Below are 22,283 nucleotides of genomic sequence, written 5' to 3'. Positions count from 1 at the left end.
GGCGTCTGCTTCCGTTTTCCCAAGAAGGTTCAGCATGTTACACACATCCACTGCCGCCTCCCGCTGGCTCTCATCGCTGTCAGCTGGCGTCCTCGTGCTCGCCGGGCTCTCGACACCGGCCTTCGCGGAAGCCACGACGTATCCCCTCACGATCACCAATTGCGGCCAGACCGTCAGCTTCGACAAGGCGCCGGAAAAGATCGTCTCGATCGGCCAAGGCATGACCGAGATTCTGTTCTCGCTCGGCCTTGCCAACAAGATTGCCGGCACCGCCGTCTGGGTCGGCCCCGATCTGAAGCAGTACGAAGCGGATAACCAGAAGATCAAGCGGCTGGCGGATAACGATCCGAGCTTTGAATCCGTCGTTGGCCAAGAGCCGAATCTGGTCGCCGCCGAATTCGAATGGCATGTCGGGCCGCAAGGGTCGGTCGGCAAGCGCGAGCAGTTTTCCGAGCTTGGCATCAACACCTATATCGCGCCGGCTGATTGCGCCGCCAAGATCAATACGGACGGCGGCGACGGCGTGCGCAAGGAACTCTTCACGATGGATCTGATCTATCAGGAGATCGACGAGCTCTCGCAGATCTTCGACGTTCAGGATCGTGGTGATGCCCTGATTGCCGATCTGAAAGCGCGCGAAGCTGCAGCCGTCGCGTCGATCGGCAGCGCCAAGTCGAATGCACTTCCAGTCGTCTTCTGGTTCTCCAGCAAGGAAGTACAGGGTGATGCCTTCATCGCCGGCAAGAACAGCGCGCCAGCCTATATCCTGGAGACGCTTGGCGCGAAGAATGTCGTGACGACCGAAGAGGAGTGGCCGCTGGTCGGCTGGGAAACGATCGCCGAGGCCAATCCCGCCGTCATCGTTATCGCCACGATGGATCGCCGCCGCTATGCCGCCGATGATCCGGCCGTGAAGATCGATTTTCTCGAAAAGGATCCTGTCACGAGCCAACTTGACGCGGTGAAGAAAAGGCGCTTCGTCCAGATGGATGCGCAATCAATGAACCCGACGATCCGCACGATCGACGGTATCGAGATCCTCGCTCAGGGGATCAAGTCCTTCGGATTGTCGCAGTGAGCCTGGCGCTTTCTCAACCGGTACTGATCGGCCGATGGTGGTGGGCGCGTCTCGCGCTCGCCGCTTCGACCATTCTGTTGCTCGGTTTCATGATCAGTCTCGCCGTCTCTATCGGCGAAATATCCATTCCGCTGGCAACGACGGCGAAGGCTGTGGCGAACCGTCTGTTCGGCGCATCGTTCGAGCTTAGCCGGATCCATCAGGGCATCGTCTGGGATTATCGCCTCAGCCGCGCCCTGATGGCGGCAAGCGCCGGTGCGGCATTGGCCTTGTCCGGCGCCATCCTGCAGGCGCTGCTGCGCAATCCGTTGGCTGAACCCTATGTACTCGGCATTTCCGCCGGGGCATCGACGGGTGCAGTGGCAGTGATGATCCTCGGCTTCGGTTATGGGGTGCTGACGTTGTCGACCGGCGCTTTCATTGGGGCCATCATCGCCTTCGTGCTGGTCTCGGCGCTTGCGGCCGGTGCCGGCGGCGGTGCGGACAGGATCATCCTTGCTGGCGTCGCTGGCTCGCAGCTGTTCAATGCGCTGACGTCCTACATCGTCACGACCTCGGCCAATGCCGAGCAGGCACGCGGCGTGATGTTCTGGTTGCTCGGCAGCCTGTCCGGCGTGCGCTGGACGGATGTCTACCTCGCCGCACCGGTCGCGCTGGTCGGATTTCTTATCGCGATGTTCCATGCCCGCGCGCTTGACGCCTTCACCTTCGGCATCGATGCGGCCGCCTCTCTCGGCATCGCGGTCAATCGCGTCCGCATCGTCCTGTTGGGCGCAACGGCGCTGATGACGGCAGCCATGGTCAGCGTTGTCGGTTCGATCGGCTTTGTCGGTCTCGTCATCCCGCATGCGGCACGCTTCATCGTCGGACCCGGCCACGGAAGGCTTCTTCCCACGTGCGCCATGATCGGGGCGATCTTCATGGTGGCGGCGGACATTGTGTCGCGTGTGATTATTCCCCAGCAGATCCTGCCGATCGGTGTCGTCACCGCCCTGTTCGGCGCACCGGCCTTCGCTCTCATCCTTTACAAGGCGAGGAGGCCGGCATGAGCGTTTCCGTGTCCGATGTCTACTGGTCTGCCGGCAACACGATGATCGTCAATGGCATCAGCATCGAGGTGTCGCCGGGCAAGATGCTAGGTTTGCTGGGGCCGAATGGCTCGGGGAAATCGAGCCTGTTGCGACTCATCTGTGGCCTGCGTAAGGCAAGGAGCGGCGTGATTGCGCTTGGAGATACCGATATCACCCGCATGCCGCGTCTCGACATCGCGCGGCGTGTCGCCTTCGTCGAACAGCAGGCAACCACCGAAATGCAGGTGACAGTACTGGATGCCGTCCGGCTTGGCAGGACACCGCACCGCGGACCGCTGTCGCCATGGAACCTCGTCGACGATGCCGCCGTCAATGCGGCCCTCGATCATGTCGGCATGCGGGACAGGGCGCATCAACTCTGGCACACTTTGTCCGGTGGCGAACGCCAGCGCGTGCATATAGCCCGGGCGCTTGCCCAGATGCCGAAGGAATTGCTGCTCGACGAGCCGACCAACCATCTCGATATCCAGCATCAGCTGGAGATACTGTCATTGGTCGCTCGGCTGCCGGTAACAAGCATCGTCGCCCTGCATGATCTCAATCTGGCAGCGATGTTCTGCGACACGCTGGCCGTTTTGCATCGTGGCAAGGTGGTTGCCGCCGGTGCGCCGGAAGATGTCCTGACAGAAGAGCTGATAGCCGATGTCTTCGGCGTACGAGCCTTCATCGAGTGCTCGGCCCATCACAGGCGCCGGCACATCCAGTATCGGCTAGACTGACTTCCGAACCGGAAATTCGGAGCGCCCGCGGACGGGCGCCCCGGCTTTCACATCACTTCTGTATGCAGGTGTCGGTTGTATCCTTGGTGCATTCATCGAGGCCGGTGAAGACCGGATCTGCGACGGTCTTCCCTTCGATCAGGTCAATCATGACCGTCGGCGCCTTGTAGCCCATTTCGAACGGCCGCTGGCCGACGAGAGCGGTCACGAGGCCTTCTTTCGCGATTGCCACTTCGTCGCCGATCGTGTCGGCGGCACCGATAACGAAGTCGTTGCTGGCAATCTTGTCGGCCAACGGCTTGAACAGGTCGCGATAGGGCTGCGGCGCGCCGAACAGCGGCCAGCCGCCCATGATACCGAAGCCGACCAGATCGGGGTTGGCAGCCAGAATGTCGGTCATCGCCTGCACGCCCTTGGCACCATCGTCATTGGTGAAGACAGGGCAGCCCGCGACTTCGGTCCAGCCGCCTTCGCCCTTCAGTTCGGTTAGGCCTTCCTTGCCGGACAGCGAGTCACGCCATCCCTGCGCACGGCGCAGGATGTTGTCGGCGCCCGGATTGCCCTGGATCGAGCAGACCTTGCCGCCCGCCGGATGTGCTTCCTTCATGTAGTCGCCGATGCGCTTGCCCATCAGATAGTTGTCGGTGCCGAGATAGGTCTTGCGCAGTGCTGCGTCTTCAACCGTCAGGTCGGCATCGAGCGTCATGATCGGGATCGTAGGCGCGGCAGTCTTGATCGTCTGCGCGATCAGCTTGGCATTGGATGGCGAGATCGCCATGGCCACCGTACTGGGCTTGCCGAGCATGTCCTGGACGATCTGCGCTTCGCCGGCTTCATCCGATGTGGATGCCGGGCCTGTGTAGAAGCACTCATATTCAGAGCTGGCGTTTTCCGAGTTCCATTTCTGGCAACCCTGATTGATCGCTTCGAAGAAGGGATTGTCGAGCCCCTTGACGACGATGACGAGCTGCTTCTTTTCCTGGGCCACGGCGGATCCCGCCACAAGGGCGAGTGTCGCGGCTGCAAGCAATAGTGCTTTTCTCATTGCTTCCTCCCATTAAAACGGCGAACGACGCGTCCGCCACGCGACTAACCCGGGTACCAGACGATGCGAGGATCACTTGCCGAACGCTCGTATTGCCATGCCGAGTCAATGAGCAATTCCAGATCGTATTTCGGTTGCCAGCCCAGCAGGTACTTGGCCTTGCTGTTGTCCATCCAGTTGGAATGGTACTGGCTTGGTATCTCGATGCTGCCGAGACCACGTGTGGCCGCGAGATGGTCCGCCACCGCCCGGTAATCTACCGGCCGGTCCATGCTGATATTGAAGCGCTGCCGCTTGGTGCGCGGATTGTCCAAGGCTGCGAGGATCGCTGCAACCAGATCCTCCACATGGACCAAATTGCGCTTCAGCGACCGCCCATCCGCATCAAGCAAGAGCGGCACAGTTCCGTCCTTGGCATAGCGCTGGGCGTTCTCCGCCGGTACCATCGTCTTCCAGTCGGGGCCGCCGAAAACATCATCACCAAAGGACAACGTGTACCTGAAGTCGTCCTTTTCCATGATCCACGGCGCACGCAGGCAACAGCCGTTCAGATCATACTGGATGCCGAACTGTTCCAGCATCACTTCTTCCAGGACCTTCGACAGGGCGTAGCTGCCCGGGTAGGCCTGGTGCGTAGTCTTCTCGGTGATCGGACCGTCGTGACGATAGAAGAAATGGCCGATGCCGGCATCGCCGCCGATGAGGATGAATTGCCGTGCAGTCAGACTAACGCGAAATTCCTCCAGCAGCCAGAACAGCCCTTTGACGGTAACATCCATCACATCTTCGGGCGTTTCCTTGCAGGTGGCGAGATGGACGACATGGGTCACGTCGCGAAGCGCTGCGGTCACGACATCGCGATGGGCGATCGATCCCCGTACAACCTCTATCCGGTCCGATTCATCGCATGACCGGTTGTGGCAAAGCGCACGAATGCGCGCATTAGCAAATCGCGGATCGTCAAGCAGCCCAGCGATGAAGTGCCGCCCGACCTTGCCGGTCGCCCCGGTAACAAGGATCAGCATGCTCGCCTCCCGCGAGCAGCTAATAGGCACATTCTTGGTTCGTCAACGGCTATTTGTAATATAATTAAAATATTATCCGCATGGGCCACAATGCCCGACATTCCATTGACGCTTCGGCAGTGTTTTGCATTAATGCGCCGTATCGCCATGCTTGGGAGGAGACCTGCACGGCGAAGAGCGGTGTCTGTCTGCGCCATTCGTGCGTACCAGGATTTTGCCGCTTGCCTAGTGGCGGGGAGGCTAGAAGGCTGGTGGCGGTTCTCGAACTGACCAATATTTCCAAACATTTCGGCGCCATCCAGGCGGTCAACGATGTGTCATTTTCGCTGGAACCCGGGCAGGTGGTCGGCCTGATGGGCGACAACGGCGCGGGCAAGTCGACGCTGGTCAAGATGATCGCTGGCAATTTCCGGCCGAGCCACGGCACGCTGAAGCTGGATGGCCGGGAGATTGTCATGCACCGGCCGGTGGAGGCCCGCCAGCACGGTATCGAGATCGTCCACCAGGATCTGGCCCTGTGCAACAATCTGACGGCGGCGGCCAATGTCTTCCTCGGCCGTGAACTGCACCGGGGCGTCTGGCCGTTCCGCGTCCTCGACTACAAGACGATGTACCAGCGCGCCGGCGCGATCTTCAAGGAACTCAAGTCCGAGACGCGGCCCCGCGATCTGGTCAAGCAGATGTCGGGCGGCCAGCGTCAGGCGGTCGCAATCGGTCGCACCATGCTCTCGGAGGCGAAGATCGTCCTGATGGATGAGCCGACGGCGGCCATCTCGGTGCGGCAGGTGGCAGAAGTCCTGAATCTCATCCGGCACCTGCGCGACAGGGGTATCGCTGTGGTGCTGATCAGCCACCGCATGCCCGATGTCTTCACGGTCGCCGACCGGGTGATCGTCATGCGCCGTGGCCGCAAGGTGGCGGACAAGGCGATCGCGGCGAGTTCGCCGGAAGAAGTGACAGGACTGATCACCGGTGCCATCGAGCAGGTGTGAACAACACGAACGTTGGCGCGACAAGGAAAGAGACCGACGATGGCAGTGACGCTGGACCAGACGATCGAACATAAGCAGCAGAATTGGCTGGGCGGCGTTCTGAGCGGCCAGACCTTCTGGGTGCTGATCGCCGTTGTCATCGCCTGCGTCTTCCTCTCTTTCGCCACCGACTCGTTCGCGACGGCAAAAAACCTCTACAACATCACCCGAAACGTCACCTTCGTGGCGATCATCGCGCTCGGCATGACGATCGTGATCATTACCGGCGGCATCGATCTTTCGGTCGGTTCGGTCCTGTGCCTCTGCAGCATGGTCGTGGCGGTGACCATGAATGCGGGCTACAGCATCGAGGTGGGGATCGCGGCGTCGATCGCCGTTGCTCTCATTGTCGGCGGGTTCAACGGGGTGCTGATCGCCTATCTCGGCTTTCCACCCTTCGTCGTCACACTCGGAATGCTGTCCATTGCGCGCAGTCTCGCCATGGTCGCGTCTAACAATACGGTGGTGTTCGAGTTCGGCCCGGACCATGACAAGTTGCTGGCGCTCGGTGGTGGCGCATGGCTGTTCGGCATCGCCAATCCGGTGCTCTACATGGTCGTTCTCGCGCTGCTGACCGGCTTCGTGCTGCGCTGGACCCGCTTTGGCCGCTATATCTTCGCCATCGGCGGCAATGAACATGCGGCGACCCTCACCGGCGTGCCGGTGCGGCGCATCAAGGTCGCGGTCTACATGATCTCCGCACTGTCGGCAGGTGTCGCCGGCATTATCCAGACCGGCTGGCTGGGCGCGGTGACGACCAATCTTGGCGCAGGCATGGAACTGCAGGTTATTGCCGCTGCCGTCATTGGCGGCGCCAACCTCGCCGGCGGCGTCGGCACCGCCTTCGGCGCCCTGATCGGAGCCGCCCTCATCGAAATCATCCGTAACAGCCTCGGCCTTCTGGGCATCAACGCCTTCTGGCAGGGCGCCTTCATCGGCGGCGCGATCATCCTGGCCGTTCTGTTCGACCGCATCCGCAATTTCCGCCAAAGCGAATAGCGCGTGCGAGAAATTGCGTGTTTCAGGCCGTCGTACGCTCCGTTGGATAGACGAGGCCGATTTGCTTGCGGATTGTATCCAGCGTTGCCATGATCGCCACACTATCTTCCGGAGACATACGTGCCGACGGTTTTCCGGAGCGGACGAGATCCTCCATCTCGAAGGCCTGGAATTGCATACCGCGCCCGTCAACCGTTTCCGTGAACGCTTCGATCACCGTGCCCTGCTGATCCAGCACCTTGAAGGAGGTCGGTGCGTACCAGACGGAAGCAATCTCGATGCGCGCCTTGGTGCCGTAGATCAAAGCCACATTCGGTCCTGCGCAATCAAGCGCCGAGACGGTCGTCGAGATCGTACCGCCTTCGTGCTGCATCAGCGTCGCGATTTCGGCGTCGACACCGGTCTCCTTGAAACGGGCGGCGGATGCCACCGAAGTTGGCGCTCCCAGAATGTCGAAGGCAAAGGAGATCGGATAGATACCGAGATCCAACAGCGCACCGCCGCCAAGTTCGAGCGCATTCAGCCGGTGCTTCGGGTCTGCCGGCAGGAATTGGCGGTGCTCCGCGGTGAGCGATCTTAGCTCACCGATCATCCCTGCATCGATGATCTCATGGATGCGCTTCATGTGCGGCAGGAAGCGCGTCCACATGGCTTCCAGCACGATGAGGTTCTTTTCACCCGCAAGTCTGGTGATCTCGCGCGCTTCGTCCGCATTGAGCGTGAAGGGTTTTTCCACAAGCACATGCTTTCCGGCGTCAAGGGCAAGCAAGGCCGCATTGACATGCTGAGGATGCGGCGTCGCGATATAGACGATATCGACATCGGGGTCTGCGACGAGGCTCTCATAGCTGGCATGCGCATTGGGAATGTTGAAACGTTTGGCGAACGTTTGTGCCTTCTCGGTCGATCGGGAGCCGACTGCGGCCACCTTCAGGTTCGAGGTGATCAGGTCCTGCGTGAAAAGCTCCGCGATCCATCCCGTAGCAAGAATGCCCCACCCGAGTGCCTTCTCCATTTGCGATCTCCTCCACGATTTCAAAGCTTCATAATCGACCATTCGGCCGAGAAAGTTCCGAATTCGTCGTATCGAACCTGGCTTGGAAATGCCACCGCGCTTTCGCGCTGCTCATGCCGAAGTCGAATATACTTCCGTTCATCCGCGTTACCGTCCGGCTTACCATGAAGACTGGCACCTGCATTAAGGGACGCTTGGGAAGGGATGAATGATGACGGTGTGCACTATCAAGGCAATTGTCGCGGGCCGCAGAATATCAGGAGGAAATGAATGAGCCGGGGCCATTTTGGGCTTTCATCATCGCGGCCGCGCAGCCAAGGACGGAAATACATCGCCATTGTTCTTGGAATATCGATATCCTCATGGGCGAAGCCTGTCTCTGCAGTGACCGCCGATACGACGACCTGGACACTGCAGGAGATCGGAGACGTGGTAGCAGGCCATTCCGGCACAACGTATCTCGAACTCTTGCAGCAAGTTATGCCAGATCTCGACGACAAAGGCGGCGGCCGTCTTTCCAAGCCATTGCGTCACATCGCGTCCGGTTACGGCGGCGAACCACCGATGTCTCTCGATATCGGTTCCCTGCGGGTCCTTGCCTTCATGGCGGAAGGCCGGCGACACATAGCCGTTCTGACAGGTATCGGAAGCGTAGAGGCGACGGTCGAGCAGCCAGTTCTTCTGGCGGTTTTCGACGATGAGCACAATCCCAAGCTCCTTGACGCCGTCGATATCGGCATGGACCGCGATACCTCCTATGGGACCCCTGCGCTGGTGGATATAGGACGGGAAAACGAGGCGCTGGTAACCCGCAGCAGCCACTTCAACTCCAGTGAAGGTTTCGCAACAACGGCCTTGATCATGCTGCAGAGGAGCAAGCTGACGCTGATCGACACATTTTCCACTTACGGGGTTCGTGTCTGCGGGGCGTCGACGCAACAGGTTTTGGGACTGGAAGGGCGCCCGACGCAAGCCAAGGAATTCGATATTCTTGTAGTGATCGAGGAGCGCGCAGAACCCACGGGGGAAACCTGCGATGGTGAAAGCCCTGACGCAGCGCCGGTTACTCGGGCCGAGACAGTATATCGATGGGATGGAAAGGCGATGAATTTCCGGGCAATGTCGGATGCCTTAGAAAAACTACAGTTGCGCACGGCCGAACAGATTGGTGGGCCTTGATCTTGGAGATCATTGGCGGTTGCGGTGAGCTTGCTGCTCCACTGCTGCGCCTTCTGCGGCGGGCCGGTCGGAGACGAGCACGTGTCGCGAGAGACTTGCCCTGAGGTGTAATTTGGGCCAGCCCCGGTTGGCAAAGGTTATGCCTCGATACGGTTCTAAGCTCTATATCCAAGGGCAACCGCCAGTTCATGCCGGCTGGTATCCGTGATCGCCTGCCGATCGCCGATATCGCCAATCTGACGATCGTTGTGCTCGACGATGCCGTCCGCACCTTCAAGGCTTTCGCTTCCATGTGGTCATGGGTGCTCGGCGATTGGCTGTGCGCATTCCCATTCCATCGTCTACTGTCGCCATCGCAGAACAGTTGCATACTCTTGCACGGCATGCTTGGAGCGCAGCCAAAGCGTATGAATGAGCATTCCGAAGGTCCGCGGCGTTAGGTTATTCAATATGGTGCGCGTGAATTCACGGCAAACCGCGACCCGGGGGCCCAGAGAAGCTAACCGCTACGCCGGATTTGCGCGTGGAGTTTTTTGGAAGGCTGCGTGTGTTTTGCAGCCAAGCCATAGGCATGCTCGATCATCGAGTAATCTAAGGCAAGGCCCGGCTTACACACTGTTGCCTCCAAATCATTTTCCATACGTTCATTCATGATCAATTTTCGCTACCGACGGCATGCCGTCCGGCCTGATTTGCCGCTTTTGAGCGGCGATGCGAAAGATTGCGTTGGCGGCGCCATAGCCGCGGTAACCGCGCCGCTCGACGATCTCGAAGAAAAAGCCCTCGCCATAAACAGAGCTGTAAAGCTGGAAATATTCGCCGTGCTCGTCACGATCATAGAGGATGTCGGACGCTTGAAGACTGTCGGTGAATTCGGCATTAAGGCCGAAGCGAGCCTCGATATCGTCATAGTAGTTGCGGCTGATTTTCAGTGTCCTGAAGCCGTTCCTTGCCAGGGTATCGGCCGTCGTGAAGATGTCCACTGTCCGGAAAGCGATATGCTGGATGGCGGGGCCGAAATTCTCGGCGATGAAATGGCCGGCCAAAGTGCGGCGGTTTTCGGCGCCGTTCAGGGTCATGCGCAAGCCGCCTGCAGCGTCGGCAACCACCTGGCTGCGAACCATGCCGGCCGGGTCGATCACATCGAAAACCGGGGTTTTTTCGATCGCGAGAAGAGACGTGTAAAACAGCACGGCCGTCGGCAGTTCGCCGTATTCGACGGTCTGGGCGATGTGATCGATGCTGAGGAGCCCGGCCGGGGCGACAGGACCGGCGGACTCGATAGGTTCGAATTCGGTCTCCCAGATCCGCGACAGCGGGGGGCTTGCGTCGAGAAAATAGATGACGCTGCCGCCGGGGCCATAGATTGCCGGCATCGCCGTTTCACCCAGACCGGGAGGTTGCGTGAAGGCGCCGGCACCAAGGCCGAGCGCACGCGCGAGCGCGCCTGCCGCATCCGATACCTGAAGCCCGACGGCATAGGCTGTCGTGCCGTGGAAATTATAGGATGCGCCGGCATAACCAGCTGTCTCGGTATTCACGACGATGCGGATCTCGCCCTGCTGGTAAACTATAACTGACTTGCTGTAATGGCAGGCGGTCGGAACAAACCCCATGGATTCGAGAAGCCCGACGATCTCGCTCTTCTCGTCGGCATCCGTCACAAATTCGATAAAAGCGACCCTGTCCACAGTCATGCGATCCGGCATGTCGGGGAGGGGGATACGGGCATCCGGTTCATGGCGACGAACCTGATCGCCGAGATGGATCAGGGACCGGTAGCCGTCCTGCGCGATCTGACGTGGCGAGCCCGCGCGGAACTGGTCGTTGAAGATCTCCAATGAGAAATATCCGTCATAGCCGGTCGCGGCCACCGCGCGCGTGAAGTCTGTGACTGGAAGATCACCTTCGCCCGGCATGTTGCGATAGTGGCGGCTCCAATAGAGCAGATCCATGTCGATCAGCGGCGCATCGGCAAGCTGGACGAAGAAGATCTTGTCACGCGGGATCGAACGGATCGACCCGACATCGATCTTGCGGGCCAAAGTGTGAAAACTGTCGAGGATCAGGCCGACATTGGCGTGGTCGGCGCGGCGAACCACTTCCCAGGCGTCTCGATGATCATTGACGTATCGACCCCATGCCAGCGCCTCATAGCCGATGCGCAGCCCACGTTTTGCGGCCCGCTCCCCCAGGTCATGGAAGTCCGCCGCCGCGCGATCAATGCCGCCCAGGGATGCCGGGGAGACATTCGAACAAACCAGAACCAGATCCGCGCCGAGTTCCTGCATGACATCGAACTTGCGTTCTGCTCGATCGAAGGCGCGGCTGCGCTGCGCCTCGGGCATTCCCTCGAAATCACGGAATGGCTGGAAGAGGGTGACTTCCAACCCTTGGTCGCGCACCATGCGGCCGACTTCGCGCGGACTGGCGTCATAGACCAGCAGGTCGTTTTCGAAAATCTCGACGCCATCGAAGCCCGCCGCGGCGATTGCCGTCAGCTTTTGGTCCAGTTCGCCGCTGATCGAAACGGTTGCAATCGACGTCTTCATCCGGCCCTCCTTTGAAGGTTGCTAGGGCACCTCTGCCGCGAGCGTTGCACGGAACGTGGCAAGCATGCGCTCGACGTCCGGCTCGCGGTCGGTGAATAGCCGGAAAGCCCCGGCCGCCTGAAACACCGCCATGCCGCCGCCGTCGAGCACGCGGCAGCCGCGCGATCGCGCCAGCGAGAGCAGGGCGGTTTCAATCGGGAAATAGACGATGTCCGCGACCCAGTGGCGTTCGGTGAGCAGCGTGGCGTCGAGTGGAAGGCCGGGATGCGCGTCCATGCCGATCGGCGTCGCGTTGATCAGACCATCCGCTTTGGCCGTTGCCTTCGCGAGATCCGTCGTTACCAGGGCGAAATCCCGGCCCGCACGGAGATTGAGGGATTGCACCAGCGCTTCGGCCTGGGGAATGTTCACATCACTCAGCACCAGTCGGTCGACACCCATGCGGAGTGCGGCATGCGCCACGGCCGCGCCCGCTCCACCAGCGCCGAGTTGTAACACTGTCTCGATCGCGGCCTCGGGCAGGCCCCGACGAAAGCTCTCCATGAAACCGGACCAGTCGGTGTTGTGGCCGGTCCGCCGCCCCTTCGAGAAGACGACCGTATTGACCGCGCCGAGTTGGCGGGCGTCCTCCGAGAGATCGTCAAGCAGGGGGATGATCTGCTGCTTGCAGGGATGAGTGATGTTGAGGCCATTGAAACCCGCGGCTTCTGCCTCCGCAAGCAGGTCAGGGAGTGAAGATGGCGCCAGCCCACGTGCATCGAGATCGATCAGGTCGTAGGAGAGTTCCAGTCCCTGCGACGCGGCTTCCGTTTCGTGCAGCATCGGCGATTTCGACTGCTGGATGCCGGTGCCGATCAACCCGACTCTTATCTCGCGCGGCTGCGACATGGGCCGGTCACCTCGATTTCACCATGTCGAGCATGGCTCGCACGGCGACGGGATAGCCAGGGGCGCCGAGGCCTGCGATGACCGCCGTGGCTGCACGCGACATCAGAGACTTCTGATAGATGTCCTCGCGGCGGTGAATATTGGAAATATGCAGCTCAATGACCGGACGCGGAAACATCTTCAGCGCGTCTAGGATCGGGATCGACGTGAAGCTGAGGCCCGCGGGGTTGATGATGATGCCGGCGGCGGAAACGTCGATCGCTTCGTGGATCCAGTCGACGAGCTGATACTCGGCGTTGGACTGACGGAATTCGACCGGGTGGCGGCCGGCGGCCTGTCGGCTCGATGCCTCGATCTCGGAGAGCGTCGTCGAACCATAGATTTCGGGCTCTCGCTTGCCGAGGCGGTTCAGGTTGGGGCCGTTGAGAATGTAGATGGTCATGATTGCATTTCCGTTCCGTCAGCCGCCATAGCCGGCCATGCGCGGCAGCCACAGCACGAGTTCGGGGAAGAAGGTGATGAGCGCGAGACACAACACCATCCATGCGAGGAAGGGCATGCAGTCCTTGATGATGCTGCGCATCGGCGAGCCGGAAATGTTGGTCATGATGAAGAGCAGCAGGCCATAGGGCGGGGTCACCAGCCCGAGCATGATGTTGACGACCACGACGACGCCGAAATGGACGAGATCGATGCCAAGCGCCTGCGCCGTCGGGATGAACACCGGCACGATGATCAGGAGCACCGCCGTGCCTTCGAGCACGCAGCCCAGCAGCAGCAGGATGGCGTTGACCAAGAGCAGGAACTGCCACCAGTTGAGGTCCCAGCTGGTGAGGATCGCGCGCAGCGATTCCGGAAGGTTCTCGATCGTGACGACGTAATTGAACACCAGCGCGCCGCCGATCATCATCCCGATCGAAGCCGAGGTCTTGGCGCTCACCAGCACCGCATTGTAGCCCTCGCGCAGTGTCAGGCTGCGGTAGATGACCGTCGAGACGATGACTGCGTAGGCTGCGGCGAGTGCGGCGGCTTCGGTGGGCGTCGTGACGCCGGAATAGATGCAGCCGAGAAGAATAACGGGCATGAGCAGCGTTGGAAAAGCCTGCCAGGTGATGCGCGGAACATCCTTCAGCGGCACAGGCTCCTCCACCGGGAAATTCTTCCGCCGCGCGTCCCAGCCCACCTGCAGCATCTGCATCGCCGTCATGATCAGACCTGGCACGACGCCGCCGAGGAAGAGGTAGCCGATCGACGCATCGGAGACGAGTGCATAGATCACCATCGGGATTGAGGGAGGCAGGATCGGGCCGATGACGGCCGTGACCGCGGTGAGCGCCGCCGCATAGCTCGGCGTGTAGCGGTTCTCGCGCGTCATCATGTTCTGCATCATCCGGCCGGAGCCTGCGGCATCGGCGATGGCCGATCCCGACATGCCGGCGAAGATCAGGCTCTGGATGACGTTGACCTGGGCGAGACCGCCCCGGAAACGGCCGACCAGAACATTGCAGAAGCGCAGAAGCCGTTCCGTCATCGAGCCGGAATTCATGATTTCCGCAGCGAAGATGAAGAGTGGCACGGCGAGGATGATATAGTTGGAATACATGCCGTTGAGAAACTGCTCTGCGACTGTTCCCATATCCATGCCGGCCATCCACAGATAAAGGATGGAGCCGCAGATCATCGAAAGGCCGATCGGCATTCCAAGCAGCGCAAGTGCAGTGATCACAACAATGGCGATAGAGAAAGGGCTGGTGAGATTCATACGCCGGAACTCGCCTTGGTGGGATCGTAGGCCTCGGGTGCTTTGCCGAAGATAGAGGTCCAGCCGATCCAGAGATGGCGGACGATCATGGCGACGGCGAAGACGATATAGATCGAATAGAGCCAGTCGAACCGGATGCCGAGATAGGCGGTCTTCTCCACCTTCATGAAGGTGACATAATCAAAGGCAGCGGGCAGGCCGAGCGCGAAGAGAGCGACGAGGACCACCGCGGTGATCAAGGCCATGATCCTTCGTGCCCGGTCTCCAACCGACGCATAGACCAGGTCGAAGCGCATTTCCTCGGAATCGCGCACGATGTAGGATGCGCCGAACAGCACAAGCCAGATCCACAGCACGACGCTGATTTCATGCGTCCAGCCAATCGGAAGGTTGAGGACGTAGCGTGACACGATCTGGATCATGAAGACGATGAACATGGCGAGCAGCAGCAGTACCGACACGTCTTCCGCGCGCCGCCTCAGCCAATCGAAAAGTCTGGAATTTGTCATGGGTTTTCCCGATGCCACCGGACAGGAATGCGGCCCGCGACAAACGCGAGCCGCAGGATGGATCAGAGAGCTGCAATGCGCTCGGCCATGCCGGCCGGCCAGTCCTTGGCGAGGGCGGATTCGGCATAGGCTTTCTGGACATGGGCGCGGAAGGCTTCGACGTCAGGTGCATAGACGTCGAGGCCCTTTTCCTTGAAGCTCGCGGCCAGCGCCTCTTCTTTCTTGACGTGCTCGGCGGTGCTCCATGCGATCGCCTCGTCGGCGGCGGCCTGCACCGTCTTCTGCTGTTCGGGAGAAAGTCCGTCCCAGACCTTTTTCGACAGCGTCAAGAGATCGAATGCGACGAGATGCGAGGTCAGCACGATCTGTTTCATCACCTCGAAGAATTTCATGTTCTGGACATTGGGCAGGGGGTTATCTTGCCCGTCGATCGCGCCGGTCTGCAGGCCGGTATAGACCTCCGCATAGGCCATCGGCGTCGGGTTGGCGCCGAGCGCGGTGCCGAGGAACTGCCAGGCCTCGCCGCCCGGCATGCGCAGCTTGACGCCGGCGAGATCGGCGGGAACGCTAACCTTCTTTGTCGTGTTGAGACCGACCTGCCGGGTGCCATAGAAGGTTGGTCCGAGAATCTTGATGCCGAGCTGGTCCTCGGCCATTTTCTTCATCTCGGCACCAGCATCGCTCGCGAAGAACTTGGTCATGTGCGCCGAGTCCCGGAACAGGTAGCCCGAGGTCAGGATCGACCAGGCCGGAACCTGATTGGAGACGTCCTGCGGTGCGATATTGCCCATTTCGAGATTGCCGCGCTGGAGCGCGACGAGTTCGGTGCCCTGCTTGAACAGGACGCCACCGTAAAAGCCTTCGTATCGGAAGCCCGAGCCGATGCCCTCAACAAATTTCTTCATCATCTCGGCGCGGATGTCCTGGTCCGAAAAGACGGCCGAGAACCGGATATGCAAAGGCTCCTGAGCTTGCGCTGCACGCAACAGGAACGGTGCAGCCAATGCGGCGGAACCGAGAGCGACGACACTGCGCCGGGTAAGTTTGGCAGCCATAATTTCTCCTCCCATTGATGATGACGGCATTCCTCCTTGCCGCCCCTCCGAAAGCGAGACTGACATCTGGCAAATTCGAAATCAACACCGGATTTCATATTCATATGATATTTTTTATTTTAACATATGATTTGAACTTGACCGGACATCTTGCGCAGACGCGGCGGTTCGGCTCAAATGCGTGCCGGGAGAGAGTTTTATGACAATCGCATTGTCACTGCCCGACACGGTCGGGGACCAGATTTATCACCGGCTCCGGAGCGACATCATCTTCGGCCGGCTGGAACCCGAGCGTAAACTGCGCCTGGAACAACTGCGCGGCCACTATGCCGTGAGCGTCGCCACCTTGCGCGAAGTGTTGTTGCGGCTCGTCTCTGAGGGCTTGATCCGTTTCGAAACGCAGAAGGGCTTCGAAGTCGCGCCGATCTCGGCCCGAGACCTTCGCGAGATTTCGGACATGCGCATTCTGCTCGAATGCCATGCGGTTGAAGCCTCCTTTGCAGCCGGAGACATCGAATGGGAGGCCAGCGTGGTGGCGGCGCATCACAAGCTGTCGCGGATGGAAGAAAAGATGCTGGCCGGCGACCGTTCGGTATCGGAAATCTGGAAGCGTTACGATCGTGAATTCCATGTCGCGCTGATCGCCGCCTGCGGATCGCAGGAACTGCTAGCCACGCATGACCGGATTTTCGATCGGTTCCTCAGATATCAGGTCCTGCTGGTGATGTTCCGCGGCTCGGTCGCAGCTGAGGAACATCACGAATTGCTGGATTGTGCACTCAAGCGAGACATCCCTCGCGCCCAGGTGCTGCTGACGCGCCATATCGGCGCCTGCATCGATTACACCGTCGAACATGGACTGCTCGCGGAGGGTAGTCGATGAACGACATGACGGATGCCGGACAGCCCTTTGGCGAGACAGTGTATCAAAGTCTCCGCGCAGATATCATCATGGGACGGCTGAAGCCGGGACAAAAGCTGAAGCTCGACGGCTTGCGCGATGGCTATAACGCCGGCACGAGCACCTTGCGCGAGGCCCTGAGCCGGCTTGCTGCCGATGGTTTCGTGCGTGCAGAAGGACAGCGTGGTTTCGAGGTTGCGCCGATTTCGGAAGCCGGCCTGCGCGAGATTGCTGCGTTGAGATTGCTGCTGGAGGAGCACGCTCTTGCGCGCTCGTTCGAGGCGGGTACGCTCGACTGGGAGGCGGGCGTCATCGCCGCGCATCACAAGCTCGACAGCCATGAGGAGCGGCTGGAGGCGGGCGATACCTCTGATATCAACGCTTGGCGCCGCAGCGACTGGTCTTTCCATCAGATGCTGATCTCGGCCTGCGGCTCGCGCGTGCTGATGCAGACCCATGCCGACGTTTTCGACAAGTACCTGCGTTATCAGATGATTGCACTGGCCTTCCGCCCTTCAGCCTCGCGCCCGGAGCACCGCGCCTTGAAGGAGGCCGCGTTGAGCCGTGATATCGAAACCGCAATACGGCTGCTACGCCATCACATCAATGCCGGGGTCGAGCATGCCCTGTCGGTCGGCACGTTGAACAACCGGGCGCGATAAACCGGGTTCTGCTGTCAATGCAGACCGCCTACGCCGAGCAGGGTTTCGACGGCGTGCTGGTCGGCTGACAGCGCGGCGGGCGTGCCGCTCCAGGCAATACGGCCACGCTCGAGAATGATGACCTCTTCGGCGAAATCGAGTGCGCTCTGGATCCGTTGCTCGACGAGCAGGATGGTCATCGCGCCGGACGCTGCAAGCATGCCGAAGGCGGCCATCAGTTCCTCGCAGATGACGGGGGCAAGCCCTTCCAGCGGTTCGTCGAGCAAAAGCACGGAGGGTTGGCCGAGGATGGTGCGCGCCGTCGTCAGCATCTGCTGCTCGCCGCCGGACAGTCGCGAGCCGAGGTTTCTGCGCCGCTCTTTCAGGCGCGGAAACATGGTGTAGGCCTCTTCGATGGAAGAGCGCGGCCGTGCCTTCAGGCCGACAAAGAGATTTTCCTCCACCGTCAGGGTCGGGAAGACATCGCGAGACTGCGGCACATAGCCCAAGCCCTTCAGCGCGCGGGATGCGCTGTCGATGCCTTCGATCGATGTGCCGCCGAGGCGTATCTCACCGCCGTAGCGTTTCGTCTGGCCTGCCAGCGTGGCAAAGAGCGTCGACTTGCCCATGCCGTTGCGGCCGAGTACGGCGAGGCGGCGACCCGCGGGCGCGGAGAAGGATATACCCTCCAGCACACGCGTCGGACCGTAGCCTGCGGACAGGCCGGAAATTTCAAGCGACGCTGCGGGCATCGGCATAGCTCCCGAGATAGGCCTGGCGCACGCGGACATCCTTCGTCACGGCGTCCGGTGATCCGTCAAAGATGATCTCGCCCGCCGCCAGAACGACGACACGCTTTGCGAAGCGGAAGACGAGATCCATGTCATGCTCGATCATCAGCACGGCGAGATCGGAAGGCAGGTCGGCGATCGCCTGCTCGATCCGCGCGGTATCGCTTTGCGGCACGCCGGCTGCGGGCTCGTCGAGCAGCAGCACCTTCGGCTTCAAGGCAAGGGCGAGCGACAATTCGAGAAGACGTTGCTGGCCATAAGCGATCTCACTGACCCGATGGCGGGCAAGATGGGCGATGCCGAGCCGGGACAACAACGTATGCCCTTCCTCCATCACATCCGGCATGGCACGATGGCTCGCAAACATCTTTCCCGAGCGCCCCTCGCGCTGCAGGATTGCAAGCGCCACATGCTCTTCCGGCGTCATCTCGGAAAACAACCGCGTGACCTGAAACGAGCGCACCAAGCCGCGGCGTACACGCTCGGTCGGGCCAAGGCGCGTCACATCCTGGCCGCCGAGCATGACGCTCCCTGCGTTCGGCAGTATATTGCCGGTGACGAGGTTGACGAAGGTGGTCTTGCCGGCGCCGTTCGGACCGATCAGCGCCACACGGTCGCCCGGTGCCATGGACAATGATACATCGTTGGTGACGACAAGGCCGCCGAACGTCTTCTTCAGGTTCCGGACATCGAAGATCGCGCTCATGGGTTCTTTCTCCCGCGGCGTTCGAAATATGCGGCGAGCGAGCCATAAAGTCCCTTGGGCGCAAAAAGCACGACGGCGATCAGCAGCGCGCCGACGATGGTGAGCCAGTGGAACGGGTTGGCGGCCGAAACCACATCCTCGAACCACAGGAAGGTGACGGTGCCGAGCAGCGCGCCGTAAAGCGAGCCGGTGCCGCCGAGCACGAGCATGACCAGCGCTTCGGCCGACAGCGTGAAGGACAGGCTGTCGAGGCCGACGACCTGGGTGGAGATGGCATTGAGCGCGCCGCCTGCCCCGGCGACCGCGCCGGAGATGATATACATCCTAATGAGCGTGCCATGCACAGAGCCGCCCATGGCCCGGATGCGCACCGGATCCTGCCGGATGCCGCGACACAGCATGCCGAAGGGCGAGCGGACGATCTGGCGGAGCAGGACGAAGGTCACGACGAGCAGCACGATGCCGAAGACATAGGCCGTACGGCCCCAGAGATCGAATTGCCAGACGCCGAAGACCGCGTCCGGCATGATGCCGGAGAGACCATCGCTGCCGCCTGTCCAGCCGGAGGCCTTGTTGGCCGCCTCGTGGGCGAGATGGATGATGGCGATGGACAGGACGAGTTGCGGCAGGCCGTGTGCTCGCAGTACCACGACCCCGGAAATGAGGCCGGCAATAGAGCCCGCGATGATGCCGACCGCGAGCATGGCGACCGGGTCGGTGATGCCGAAATGCGCCGCCGCGATGCCGGCACCATAGGCACCGGCACCGAACAGCGCGGCATGGCCAAGCGTGGCGACACCGCAGTAGCCGGTGACGAGATCGAGCGACAGCACAAGCAGCGCGATCGCCGTGATCCGCGTCAGGAGCGCAAGGTTATTCGGGAAGAGGACATAGCCCGCAACGCCCAGCGCAAGGATGACGAGGACACCGACTGCGTCGCGCGTCAACCGCGCGCGGCGATCGCTGGTCACGGACAAGGTGTCGGAATTGCTCAACATCGCCATCACTTCGCCCTTCCGGCAAGGCCGCGAGGAAAGAGCCAGACGATGGCGATAACGGCAAGATAGAAGAAGAATTCACCGAATTCCGGCATGAGGTAGCGCCCTGTCGTGTCAATGGCGCCGAGCAGCAGGCAGGCTGCGAGCGCGCCGGGGATGGAGCCCGCCCCGCCGACCGAGACGACGACAAGGAAGGTCACCATGTAGCGCAGCGCATAATAGGGCTCGATCGGCAAAAGTTCGGCCCCGACCACGCCGCCGAAGGCAGCAAGACCGACGGCGACGGCGAAACTGACGGCGTAGACGACCTGGGTCCGCACGCCGAGCGCGGCGGCCATGGCGGCATTATCCACTGCGGCGCGCAGCTTCACCCCGAAGGCGGTGCGCTCGATGAAGTACCAGAGGCCGAGTGCGACGGCCGCGCCGCAGGCGATGACGAAAAGCCGGTGTGACGAGACGGTGCGGAAGCCGAGGCTGACGGGTTCGCGCAGCGTTTCCGGCGTCGGAATGGTCTTCAGCGTCGGGCCGAAGACATAGTTGGCGATGCCGATGATGCAGAAGGTGATGCCGATGGTCATCAGCACCTGCGTCAGCTCCGGCTGGCCGTAGATGCGGCGATAGAGCAGGCGCTCGATGGGAATGGCGATGAGGATCGTGCCGGCGACCGCGAGCATCACCGCGACGGCATAGGCAAGCCCGAGATCACGCGCCGCATAGGAGGCGATATAACCGCCGATCATGGCGAAGGCGCCGTGGGCAAGGTTGACAACCCGCATCAGTCCCATCGTAACCGAAAGGCCAATGGAAATGACGAAGAGCACCATGCCGTAAGCAAGCGCATCGACACCGATGCTGAAGACCGTTTGCATGTTGTTGTCCTGATGTTACCCGTCGTCTGTGTTGTGCCATGGGTGTGGCTCCTCGGGTCAAGCCCGAGGACGACGAAAGAAGCGAGAGCGGCGTATCACAGCGACGCCGCCGCATGCTGCGCTGCTGATGGAGGGGAAGCGCTTTACTCCCCTCCGTCATCCTCGGGCTTGACCCGAGGATCCATCGCCGGGACGTCGCCCGAGGCAATTCGCCTACTTCGCAGCCTTCAGACCCGGATCGCCCTGCTTCTCGAAGGTCTGAATTTCCTTGTTGAAGTAGGTCCCGTCGTCCGCTTTCGCGACTTCGCGCAGGTAGATGTTCTGCGTGATGTGGCGGCTCTCAGCGTCGATCGTGACCGGACCGCGCGGGCTTTCCCAGGAAAGGCCCTTCACGGCCTCGACAGCCTTGGCGGCATCCTGATCGCCGCCCGTTGCCTCGATCATCTTGTAGATGACATGCATGCCGTCATACGCGCCGACGGCCGGGAAGGAAAGTTCGGCCGGATTGCCGATGGCCTTGGCGGCAGCCTCGACGAACGTCTTGTTCTCGGCGCTGTCATGCGAGACGGCGTAGTGGAAGGTCGTGGTCAGGCCGAGCGCCGCATCGCCCAGCGCCGGCAGGTCGGATTCCTGCGTCAGGTCGCCGGGAGCGAAGAACTTGATGCCCTCCTTGAGGCCGTTCTCGTTAAAGGCCTTCACGAAACCCAGCGTCGTCGGACCGGACGGCAGGAAGGCGAAGACGCCTTCGGCACCCGAATCCTTGATGCGCTGCATGATCGGCGAGAAGTCGTTGGTCTGCAGCGGGATGCGGATTGCTTCGACAACTTGGCCGCCGGCGGCCTCGAAGCCGGTCTTGAAGGCGGCTTCGGCATCGACGCCCGGACCATAGTCGCTTACGACGGAAATCACCTTCTTGGTGCCACCATCGAAGGCGACCTTGGCGATCGGCGTCGAGGTCTGCCAGGTGGTGAAGGATGTGCGCACCACATAGGGGCTCTTGGTAACAATGGCTGACGTCGCGGCGTTCATTACCACCATCGGTACGTTCGCCTGCTCGAGCAGCGGTGTTGCGGCCATCGCATCGGGAGTGAAGTAGAAGCCTGCAAGATACTGCACGCCTTCCTTGACGACCAGTTCCTGCGACAGGGCCTTCGATTGCGCCGGATCAGCGGTGGGAATGTCGCGATAAATGATCTCGATCGTGTCATCACCGACTGTATTGCCGTTCAACGCCATATAGGCGTCGATACCAGCCTTGAAATTCTTGCCCTGCAACCCAAAGGGGCCGGAGAATGGCCCGACGACACCGACCTTGATCGTATCGGCATGGGCAACGCCGCCCATAAGCGCAGCCGCGAGCGCGGCGATCGCAAGTTTCTTCATGATTTCCTCCCTGAAGACCGGTCGCGCGACCAGCCAGACATTTTAC

Annotated in this window: 23 protein-coding genes; 9 read left to right on the top strand and 14 right to left on the bottom strand. The window is 60.9% G+C overall.

Translation table 11 applies throughout. The features are described 5' to 3' along the window. The first annotated feature begins 34 nt into the window (after positions 1-34). The 3 genes from ASG68_RS11390 to ASG68_RS11380 all read left to right on the top strand — a co-directional run bounded on the left by ASG68_RS11390 (position 35) and on the right by ASG68_RS11380 (position 2,888). Positions 35-1,078 carry an ABC transporter substrate-binding protein gene (locus ASG68_RS11390; protein WP_082478577.1) on the top strand — a complete coding sequence of 348 codons (1,044 nt, stop codon included), beginning with the start codon at positions 35-37 and terminating at the stop codon, positions 1,076-1,078. Between the two features lie 89 nt (positions 1,079-1,167). Then, complete coding sequence (locus tag ASG68_RS11385) at positions 1,168-2,127, top strand: FecCD family ABC transporter permease (protein ID WP_156373964.1); 960 nt, start codon at positions 1,168-1,170, stop codon at positions 2,125-2,127. After that, positions 2,124-2,888, top strand: coding sequence for an ABC transporter ATP-binding protein (locus ASG68_RS11380; RefSeq protein WP_062578167.1), 765 nt, complete (start codon positions 2,124-2,126; stop codon positions 2,886-2,888). Before ASG68_RS11385 ends, ASG68_RS11380 begins: the two co-directional genes overlap by 4 nt. Positions 2,889-2,940: 52 nt before the next feature. Here ASG68_RS11380 and ASG68_RS11375 read toward each other — a convergent pair whose 3' ends face one another. Both ASG68_RS11375 and ASG68_RS11370 read right to left on the bottom strand, forming a co-directional pair. Beyond that, on the bottom strand, positions 2,941-3,933 hold the full coding sequence (locus ASG68_RS11375; protein WP_062578165.1) for a substrate-binding domain-containing protein: 993 nt from the start codon (positions 3,931-3,933) through the stop codon (positions 2,941-2,943). A gap of 44 nt (positions 3,934-3,977) precedes the next feature. Further along, the gene (locus ASG68_RS11370) at positions 3,978-4,958 is read right to left on the bottom strand and encodes an NAD-dependent epimerase/dehydratase family protein (RefSeq protein WP_062578163.1); all 981 of its coding nucleotides are present in this window, start codon (positions 4,956-4,958) and stop codon (positions 3,978-3,980) included. Between the two features lie 80 nt (positions 4,959-5,038). On the opposite strand from ASG68_RS11370, the gene ASG68_RS11365 reads away from it, so the two are divergent. Continuing rightward, positions 5,039-5,950 (top strand): ATP-binding cassette domain-containing protein, encoded by a 912-nt coding sequence (locus ASG68_RS11365; RefSeq protein WP_082478576.1) that lies wholly within the window; start codon positions 5,039-5,041, stop codon positions 5,948-5,950. Between the two features lie 39 nt (positions 5,951-5,989). Then, positions 5,990-6,988, top strand: a complete 999-nt coding sequence (locus ASG68_RS11360) for an ABC transporter permease (protein WP_062578160.1) — start codon at positions 5,990-5,992, stop codon at positions 6,986-6,988. Between the two features lie 22 nt (positions 6,989-7,010). On the opposite strand, the gene ASG68_RS11355 is transcribed toward ASG68_RS11360, so the two are convergent. After that, positions 7,011-8,003, bottom strand: coding sequence for a Gfo/Idh/MocA family protein (locus ASG68_RS11355; protein WP_062578157.1), 993 nt, complete (start codon positions 8,001-8,003; stop codon positions 7,011-7,013). Positions 8,004-8,273: 270 nt separating this feature from the next. Between ASG68_RS11355 and ASG68_RS11350 the strand changes: the two genes are divergently transcribed. Both ASG68_RS11350 and ASG68_RS11345 read left to right on the top strand, forming a co-directional pair. Next, positions 8,274-9,182 (top strand): hypothetical protein, encoded by a 909-nt coding sequence (locus ASG68_RS11350; RefSeq protein ID WP_062578155.1) that lies wholly within the window; start codon positions 8,274-8,276, stop codon positions 9,180-9,182. A 188-nt stretch (positions 9,183-9,370) separates the two neighbouring features. Beyond that, positions 9,371-9,622 (top strand): hypothetical protein, encoded by a 252-nt coding sequence (locus ASG68_RS11345; RefSeq protein WP_062578153.1) that lies wholly within the window; start codon positions 9,371-9,373, stop codon positions 9,620-9,622. A 204-nt stretch (positions 9,623-9,826) separates the two neighbouring features. On the opposite strand, the gene ASG68_RS11340 is transcribed toward ASG68_RS11345, so the two are convergent. From ASG68_RS11340 to dctP, 6 genes are all read right to left on the bottom strand, one after another. After that, positions 9,827-11,734 carry a bifunctional sugar phosphate isomerase/epimerase/4-hydroxyphenylpyruvate dioxygenase family protein gene (locus ASG68_RS11340; protein WP_062578151.1) on the bottom strand — a complete coding sequence of 636 codons (1,908 nt, stop codon included), beginning with the start codon at positions 11,732-11,734 and terminating at the stop codon, positions 9,827-9,829. Positions 11,735-11,755: 21 nt separating this feature from the next. Beyond that, complete coding sequence (locus ASG68_RS11335) at positions 11,756-12,622, bottom strand: shikimate dehydrogenase (RefSeq protein ID WP_062578149.1); 867 nt, start codon at positions 12,620-12,622, stop codon at positions 11,756-11,758. A 7-nt stretch (positions 12,623-12,629) separates the two neighbouring features. Beyond that, entirely contained in the window at positions 12,630-13,064 is a 435-nt protein-coding gene (locus ASG68_RS11330; protein WP_062578147.1) for a type II 3-dehydroquinate dehydratase, read from the bottom strand. An 18-nt stretch (positions 13,065-13,082) separates the two neighbouring features. Then, a complete protein-coding gene (locus ASG68_RS11325) occupies positions 13,083-14,384 on the bottom strand; it encodes a TRAP transporter large permease (protein ID WP_062578145.1) in 1,302 nt (433 codons plus the stop codon). After that, entirely contained in the window at positions 14,381-14,893 is a 513-nt protein-coding gene (locus tag ASG68_RS11320) for a TRAP transporter small permease (protein ID WP_062578143.1), read from the bottom strand. The genes ASG68_RS11325 and ASG68_RS11320 overlap by 4 nt, the downstream gene beginning before the upstream one ends. Before the next feature lie 62 nt (positions 14,894-14,955). After that, complete coding sequence (gene dctP, locus ASG68_RS11315; protein ID WP_062603975.1) at positions 14,956-15,948, bottom strand: TRAP transporter substrate-binding protein DctP; 993 nt, start codon at positions 15,946-15,948, stop codon at positions 14,956-14,958. Between the two features lie 199 nt (positions 15,949-16,147). Here dctP and ASG68_RS11310 point away from each other — a divergent pair, with 199 nt between their 5' ends. Then, positions 16,148-16,831: a GntR family transcriptional regulator gene (locus ASG68_RS11310; protein ID WP_062578139.1), complete on the top strand. Its 684-nt coding sequence runs from the start codon at positions 16,148-16,150 to the stop codon at positions 16,829-16,831. Continuing rightward, on the top strand, positions 16,828-17,511 hold the full coding sequence (locus ASG68_RS11305; protein ID WP_062578137.1) for a GntR family transcriptional regulator: 684 nt from the start codon (positions 16,828-16,830) through the stop codon (positions 17,509-17,511). The genes ASG68_RS11310 and ASG68_RS11305 overlap by 4 nt, the downstream gene beginning before the upstream one ends. Positions 17,512-17,525: 14 nt before the next feature. Here the strand turns inward: ASG68_RS11305 and ASG68_RS11300 are convergent, their stop codons facing one another. From ASG68_RS11300 to ASG68_RS11280, 5 genes are all read right to left on the bottom strand, one after another. Then, positions 17,526-18,242 carry an ABC transporter ATP-binding protein gene (locus tag ASG68_RS11300; RefSeq protein WP_062578317.1) on the bottom strand — a complete coding sequence of 239 codons (717 nt, stop codon included), beginning with the start codon at positions 18,240-18,242 and terminating at the stop codon, positions 17,526-17,528. Next, entirely contained in the window at positions 18,223-18,987 is a 765-nt protein-coding gene (locus ASG68_RS11295) for an ABC transporter ATP-binding protein (protein ID WP_062603974.1), read from the bottom strand. The genes ASG68_RS11300 and ASG68_RS11295 overlap by 20 nt, the downstream gene beginning before the upstream one ends. Continuing rightward, positions 18,984-19,985, bottom strand: a complete 1,002-nt coding sequence (locus tag ASG68_RS11290; RefSeq protein ID WP_062578319.1) for a branched-chain amino acid ABC transporter permease — start codon at positions 19,983-19,985, stop codon at positions 18,984-18,986. The genes ASG68_RS11295 and ASG68_RS11290 overlap by 4 nt, the downstream gene beginning before the upstream one ends. 5 nt (positions 19,986-19,990) lie before the next feature. Further along, positions 19,991-20,854, bottom strand: coding sequence for a branched-chain amino acid ABC transporter permease (locus tag ASG68_RS11285; protein WP_062578134.1), 864 nt, complete (start codon positions 20,852-20,854; stop codon positions 19,991-19,993). 213 nt (positions 20,855-21,067) lie between these two features. Continuing rightward, positions 21,068-22,237, bottom strand: a complete 1,170-nt coding sequence (locus tag ASG68_RS11280) for an ABC transporter substrate-binding protein (protein ID WP_062578131.1) — start codon at positions 22,235-22,237, stop codon at positions 21,068-21,070. Between the last annotated feature and the right edge of the window lie 46 nt (positions 22,238-22,283).

The organism is Rhizobium sp. Leaf453 (genome assembly GCF_001425605.1).
Classification (GTDB): domain Bacteria; phylum Pseudomonadota; class Alphaproteobacteria; order Rhizobiales; family Rhizobiaceae; genus Pararhizobium.
This window is presented reverse-complemented; position numbering and strand designations above follow the sequence as displayed.

Coding starts and splice junctions, on each gene's coding strand:
- ASG68_RS11390 (WP_082478577.1), top strand. CDS start 35: ATGTTACACACATCCACTGCCGCCTCCCGCTGGCTCTCATCGCTGTCA.
- ASG68_RS11385 (WP_156373964.1), top strand. CDS start 1,168: ATGATCAGTCTCGCCGTCTCTATCGGCGAAATATCCATTCCGCTGGCA.
- ASG68_RS11380 (WP_062578167.1), top strand. CDS start 2,124: ATGAGCGTTTCCGTGTCCGATGTCTACTGGTCTGCCGGCAACACGATG.
- ASG68_RS11375 (WP_062578165.1), bottom strand. CDS start 3,933: ATGAGAAAAGCACTATTGCTTGCAGCCGCGACACTCGCCCTTGTGGCG.
- ASG68_RS11370 (WP_062578163.1), bottom strand. CDS start 4,958: ATGCTGATCCTTGTTACCGGGGCGACCGGCAAGGTCGGGCGGCACTTC.
- ASG68_RS11365 (WP_082478576.1), top strand. CDS start 5,039: ATGGGCCACAATGCCCGACATTCCATTGACGCTTCGGCAGTGTTTTGC.
- ASG68_RS11360 (WP_062578160.1), top strand. CDS start 5,990: ATGGCAGTGACGCTGGACCAGACGATCGAACATAAGCAGCAGAATTGG.
- ASG68_RS11355 (WP_062578157.1), bottom strand. CDS start 8,003: ATGGAGAAGGCACTCGGGTGGGGCATTCTTGCTACGGGATGGATCGCG.
- ASG68_RS11350 (WP_062578155.1), top strand. CDS start 8,274: ATGAGCCGGGGCCATTTTGGGCTTTCATCATCGCGGCCGCGCAGCCAA.
- ASG68_RS11345 (WP_062578153.1), top strand. CDS start 9,371: ATGCCGGCTGGTATCCGTGATCGCCTGCCGATCGCCGATATCGCCAAT.
- ASG68_RS11340 (WP_062578151.1), bottom strand. CDS start 11,734: ATGAAGACGTCGATTGCAACCGTTTCGATCAGCGGCGAACTGGACCAA.
- ASG68_RS11335 (WP_062578149.1), bottom strand. CDS start 12,622: ATGTCGCAGCCGCGCGAGATAAGAGTCGGGTTGATCGGCACCGGCATC.
- ASG68_RS11330 (WP_062578147.1), bottom strand. CDS start 13,064: ATGACCATCTACATTCTCAACGGCCCCAACCTGAACCGCCTCGGCAAG.
- ASG68_RS11325 (WP_062578145.1), bottom strand. CDS start 14,384: ATGAATCTCACCAGCCCTTTCTCTATCGCCATTGTTGTGATCACTGCA.
- ASG68_RS11320 (WP_062578143.1), bottom strand. CDS start 14,893: ATGACAAATTCCAGACTTTTCGATTGGCTGAGGCGGCGCGCGGAAGAC.
- dctP (WP_062603975.1), bottom strand. CDS start 15,948: ATGGCTGCCAAACTTACCCGGCGCAGTGTCGTCGCTCTCGGTTCCGCC.
- ASG68_RS11310 (WP_062578139.1), top strand. CDS start 16,148: ATGACAATCGCATTGTCACTGCCCGACACGGTCGGGGACCAGATTTAT.
- ASG68_RS11305 (WP_062578137.1), top strand. CDS start 16,828: ATGAACGACATGACGGATGCCGGACAGCCCTTTGGCGAGACAGTGTAT.
- ASG68_RS11300 (WP_062578317.1), bottom strand. CDS start 18,242: ATGCCCGCAGCGTCGCTTGAAATTTCCGGCCTGTCCGCAGGCTACGGT.
- ASG68_RS11295 (WP_062603974.1), bottom strand. CDS start 18,987: ATGAGCGCGATCTTCGATGTCCGGAACCTGAAGAAGACGTTCGGCGGC.
- ASG68_RS11290 (WP_062578319.1), bottom strand. CDS start 19,985: ATGTTGAGCAATTCCGACACCTTGTCCGTGACCAGCGATCGCCGCGCG.
- ASG68_RS11285 (WP_062578134.1), bottom strand. CDS start 20,854: ATGCAAACGGTCTTCAGCATCGGTGTCGATGCGCTTGCTTACGGCATG.
- ASG68_RS11280 (WP_062578131.1), bottom strand. CDS start 22,237: ATGAAGAAACTTGCGATCGCCGCGCTCGCGGCTGCGCTTATGGGCGGC.